The following is a 4,391-nucleotide window of genomic DNA, read 5'->3' as shown; positions in this document are numbered from 1 at the left end:
GATAATGTTTAGAATTTTTTACATGGAAGTTGTTAATTAAAATCAACGAGGATAAGCTCTGGAAAAACTCGTTCCAGCGTGAATTTCGAGGTGATAAAAATGGCATTCAAGCCATTGATCGGCGTTACTGCGTGCGTCAAAGAGATCGGCCTGCACCCCTACCACGTCAGCGGCGACAAGTACTTGCGTGCTGTCAGCGTCGCGGCCGAGGGCCTGCCCCTGATCATTCCTTCCCTGGCGGATCTGATCGACATCGACGATCTGCTGCGGCAAGTGGATGGGCTGCTGTTTACCGGCTCGCCATCCAATGTCGAACCCTTCCATTACCAGGGCACTCCCAGCGAGCCGGGCACCGCCCACGACCCGCAGCGCGATGCCACCACCCTGCCCCTGCTGCGCGCGGCGATTGCCGCCGGCGTGCCGGTGCTCGGCATCTGCCGCGGTTTCCAGGAAATGAACGTGGCCTTCGGCGGCAGCCTGCACCAGAAGGTGCATGAACTGCCGGGCTACATGGACCACCGCGAAGCCGACGATCCGCGCATCGAAGTGCAGTACGCCCCGGCGCACCCGGTGGCGATCCAGCCCGGCGGTGTGTTCGAGGCCATGGGCCTGGGCGGCGAGATCCAGGTCAACTCGATCCACAGCCAGGGCGTCGACCGCCTGGCCCCCGGCCTGCGGGTCGAGGCCGTGGCCCCGGACGGCCTGATCGAGGCGGTGTCGGTGGAACACAGCAAGGCCTTCGCCTTCGGCGTGCAGTGGCACCCGGAATGGCAGGTGCTGTCGAACCCGGCCTACCTGCGGATCTTCCAGGCCTTTGGCGACGCCTGCCGGCAACGGGCCGCACAACGGCGCTGAACCACCGGCCGCGGCCACAACCCAGACGATTCATCACGCCCTGCCCCGCGGCGAGCGCGCCTGTGCGCGCCCGTCGTCCAGCGTGAGCAACACACGGCAAGACCACAACAACAAATAGCGTCAGGCCGCCAGGGAGGCAGCGCCGAATCAGCCCGCACTCACTGCGGGCTGGCAATCAACCTTTAGGCCCGGCCGAATTGATCGGGCTGCTGACACCTGTTGGGAGTTTCACATGGCAAACGCCTCCAGCACTTACCGCAAGGCCCTCGAAGGCACTCCGAGCCCGCAGAAGGTCCTGGTCAAGATCGACCGCGTGACCAAGAAGTTCGATGAAACCGTGGCCGTGGACGATGTGTCCCTGGAGATCCACCAAGGCGAGATCTTTGCCCTGCTGGGCGGTTCCGGCTCCGGCAAATCCACCCTGCTGCGCATGCTCGCCGGCTTCGAACGCCCCACCGAAGGCCGCATCCTGCTGGATGGCGTGGACATCACCGACATGCCGCCCTACGAGCGGCCGATCAACATGATGTTCCAGTCCTACGCCCTGTTCCCCCACATGACCGTGGCCCAGAACATTGCCTTCGGCCTCAAGCAGGACCGCCTGCCGGCCAGCGAGATCGACGCCCGGGTCGAGGAAATGCTCAAGCTGGTGCACATGACCCAGTACGCCAAGCGCAAGCCGCACCAGCTCTCCGGTGGCCAGCGCCAGCGCGTGGCCCTGGCCCGCTCCCTGGCCAAGCGCCCCAAGCTGCTCTTGCTGGACGAACCCATGGGCGCCCTGGACAAGAAGCTGCGCTCGCAGATGCAACTGGAACTGGTGGAGATCATCGAGCGCGTGGGCGTGACCTGCGTGATGGTGACCCACGACCAGGAAGAGGCCATGACCATGGCCCAGCGCATCGCCATCATGCACCTGGGCTGGATCGCCCAGACCGGCAGCCCGGTGGACATCTACGAAGCGCCGGTGAGCCGCCTGGTGTGCGAATTCATCGGCAACGTCAACGCCTTCGACGGCACCGTTACCGAAGACCTGGAAGGCTACGCCATCATCGACTGCGCGGACCTCGAGCAGCAGATCTACGTCGGCCACGGGGTCAGCACCTCGGTGCAGGACAAGTCGGTGACCTACGCCATCCGCCCGGAAAAGATGCTGGTCACCACCCTCAAGCCCGATGCCCGCTACAACTGGTCCAAGGGCAAGGTGCATGACATCGCCTACCTGGGCGGCCACTCGGTGTTCTACGTCGAGCTGCCTGGCGGCAAAATCGTCCAGTCGTTCATGGCCAACGCCGAGCGTCGCGGCTCGCGGCCGACCTGGGATGATGAAGTCTACGTCTGGTGGGAAGACGACAGCGGCGTGGTACTGCGAGCATGAGTACATCGACCATGAGCACTTTCAATCAGAAGCTGTTCCGTATGCTGCCCAGCGGTCGCAAGCTGGTGATCGGCATTCCTTTCCTCTGGCTGTTCCTGTTCTTCATGCTGCCGTTCTTCCTGGTGATGAAGATCAGCTTCTCGGAAGCGGCCCTGGCGATTCCGCCCTACTCGGAGATCTACAGCTACGCCGAACAGAAATTCCAGCTGCTGCTGAACCTCGGCAACTACGCCATGCTGGCCGGCGACGAGCTGTATTTCTCGGCCTACCTGGGTTCGCTGAAGGTGGCCCTGCTGAGCACCCTGATGTGCCTGGTGGTGGGTTTCCCCATGGCCTATGCCATCTCCAAGGCCAGCAAGGAGGCGCAGAACGTCTTGCTGCTGCTGATCATGATGCCGACCTGGACCGCGATCCTGATCCGCGTCTACGCCTGGATGGGCATCCTCAGCAACAACGGCCTGCTCAACAGCTTCCTGATGTGGACCGGGCTGATCAGCCAGCCGCTGGAAATCCTCAACACCAACACCGCCGTCTATATAGGCGTGGTCTACGCCTACCTGCCGTTCATGGTGCTGCCGCTGTACGCCAACCTGGTCAAGCATGACCAGAGCCTGCTGGAAGCCGCTTCGGACCTGGGTTCGAGCAACTTCAACAACTTCTGGAAAATCACCGTGCCCCTGGCCAAGAACGGCATCATTGCCGGCTGCATGCTGGTGTTCATTCCGGTGGTGGGCGAGTTCGTGATTCCGGAACTCTTGGGCGGCCCGGAAACCCTGATGATCGGCCGCGTACTGTGGCAGGAGTTCTTCAACAACCGTGACTGGCCGGTGGCCTCCGCCCTGGCGGTGGTGATGCTGGCGATCCTGATTATCCCGATCTTGCTGTTCAACCGCAGCCAGGCCAAAGAGATGGAGGCACGGGCATGAAACGCTTCGAATTTTCCAAACTGATGCTGGTGCTGGGCCTGCTGTTCATCTACCTGCCGATGCTGATCCTGGTGATCTACTCGTTCAACGCCTCCAAGCTGGTGACAGTGTGGGGCGGCTGGTCGATCAAGTGGTACGTCGGCCTGCTGGACAACCAGCAACTGATGGGCTCGGTAATGCGCTCCCTGGAGATCGCCTGCTACACCGCCATTGCCGCGGTGGCCCTGGGCACCCTGGCGGCCTTCGTGCTGACCCGGGTCACCCGTTTCAAGGGCCGCACGCTGTTCGGCGGCCTGGTGACCGCGCCGCTGGTGATGCCGGAAGTGATCACCGGCCTGTCCTTGCTGCTGCTGTTCGTGGCCATGGCGCAATTGATCGGCTGGCCCATGGAGCGCGGCATCGTCACCATCTGGATCGCCCACACCACATTCTGCGCAGCCTATGTAGCCGTGGTAGTCTCCGCGCGCCTGCGGGAGCTGGACCTGTCCATCGAAGAAGCAGCCATGGACCTGGGAGCGCGACCGTTCAAGGTGTTCTTCCTGATCACCATCCCGATGATCGCGCCGTCACTGGCGGCCGGCGGCATGATGTCCTTCGCCCTGTCCCTGGATGACCTGGTACTGGCCAGCTTCGTTTCCGGCCCGGGTTCCACCACCTTGCCGATGGAAGTGTTCTCGGCGGTGCGCCTGGGGGTCAAGCCGGAGATCAACGCCGTGGCCAGCCTGATCCTGCTGGCGGTGTCCCTGGTGACCTTCCTGGTCTGGTACTTCGGCCGTCGCGCCGAGGCCGCCCGCAAGCGGGCGATCCAGGAGGCCATGGACTTCACCGCCAACGAATCCTGGCAGCCACCGGCAGCGAAAAAACCTGCGGTACGAACACCTGCGACGGCCTAACCGCCTCTTCGCCAGCAAGCTGGCTCCTACGGATAACCCAAACCTGTAGGAGCCAGCTTGCTGGCGAAAAAGGCTCACCCCGAACCCCCGAGTTGCACACGCAGCAATCTGCACAATAAGAAATGGAGTTGTAGTGATGAAAATGCTTGGCAGGACTCTGCTCTCACTGTCCTTGATGGGCGCAATGGTTACCGGCGCTCAAGCCAACGACAAAGTGCTGCGCGTCTACAACTGGTCGGACTACATCGCCCCGGACACCCTGAAGAAGTTCGAGGCCGAGACGGGTATCCACGTCACCTACGACGTCTTCGACAGCAACGAAACCCTGGAAGCGCGCCTGCT

At 62.4% G+C, this 4,391-nt stretch carries 4 protein-coding genes and 1 pseudogene; all 5 read left to right on the top strand.

The features are described 5' to 3' along the window. The first annotated feature begins 99 nt into the window (after window positions 1–99). Window positions 100–855 (top strand): gamma-glutamyl-gamma-aminobutyrate hydrolase family protein, encoded by a 756-nt coding sequence (locus BLX41_RS08550; protein WP_123431028.1) that lies wholly within the window; start codon window positions 100–102, stop codon window positions 853–855. Between the two features lie 232 nt (window positions 856–1,087). Further along, window positions 1,088–2,230, top strand: coding sequence for an ABC transporter ATP-binding protein (locus BLX41_RS08545; RefSeq protein ID WP_011060637.1), 1,143 nt, complete (start codon window positions 1,088–1,090; stop codon window positions 2,228–2,230). Between the two features lie 44 nt (window positions 2,231–2,274). Next, window positions 2,275–3,156, top strand: coding sequence for an ABC transporter permease subunit (locus BLX41_RS08540; protein WP_162865010.1), 882 nt, complete (start codon window positions 2,275–2,277; stop codon window positions 3,154–3,156). Then, complete coding sequence (locus tag BLX41_RS08535) at window positions 3,153–4,049, top strand: ABC transporter permease subunit (protein ID WP_011060635.1); 897 nt, start codon at window positions 3,153–3,155, stop codon at window positions 4,047–4,049. Before BLX41_RS08540 ends, BLX41_RS08535 begins: the two co-directional genes overlap by 4 nt. Window positions 4,050–4,185: 136 nt before the next feature. Then, window positions 4,186–4,391, top strand: a pseudogene (locus BLX41_RS34800) (spermidine/putrescine ABC transporter substrate-binding protein PotF); the annotation flags it as partial.

It is taken from the genome of Pseudomonas protegens, assembly GCF_003732485.1.
GTDB classification, from domain to species: Bacteria; Pseudomonadota; Gammaproteobacteria; order Pseudomonadales; family Pseudomonadaceae; genus Aquipseudomonas; species Aquipseudomonas protegens_B.
Note: the sequence above shows the minus strand (reverse complement) of the source record. Positions and strands in the feature narration are given on the sequence as shown.

Coding starts and splice junctions, on each gene's coding strand:
- BLX41_RS08550 (WP_123431028.1), top strand. CDS start 100: ATGGCATTCAAGCCATTGATCGGCGTTACTGCGTGCGTCAAAGAGATC.
- BLX41_RS08535 (WP_011060635.1), top strand. CDS start 3,153: ATGAAACGCTTCGAATTTTCCAAACTGATGCTGGTGCTGGGCCTGCTG.
- BLX41_RS08545 (WP_011060637.1), top strand. CDS start 1,088: ATGGCAAACGCCTCCAGCACTTACCGCAAGGCCCTCGAAGGCACTCCG.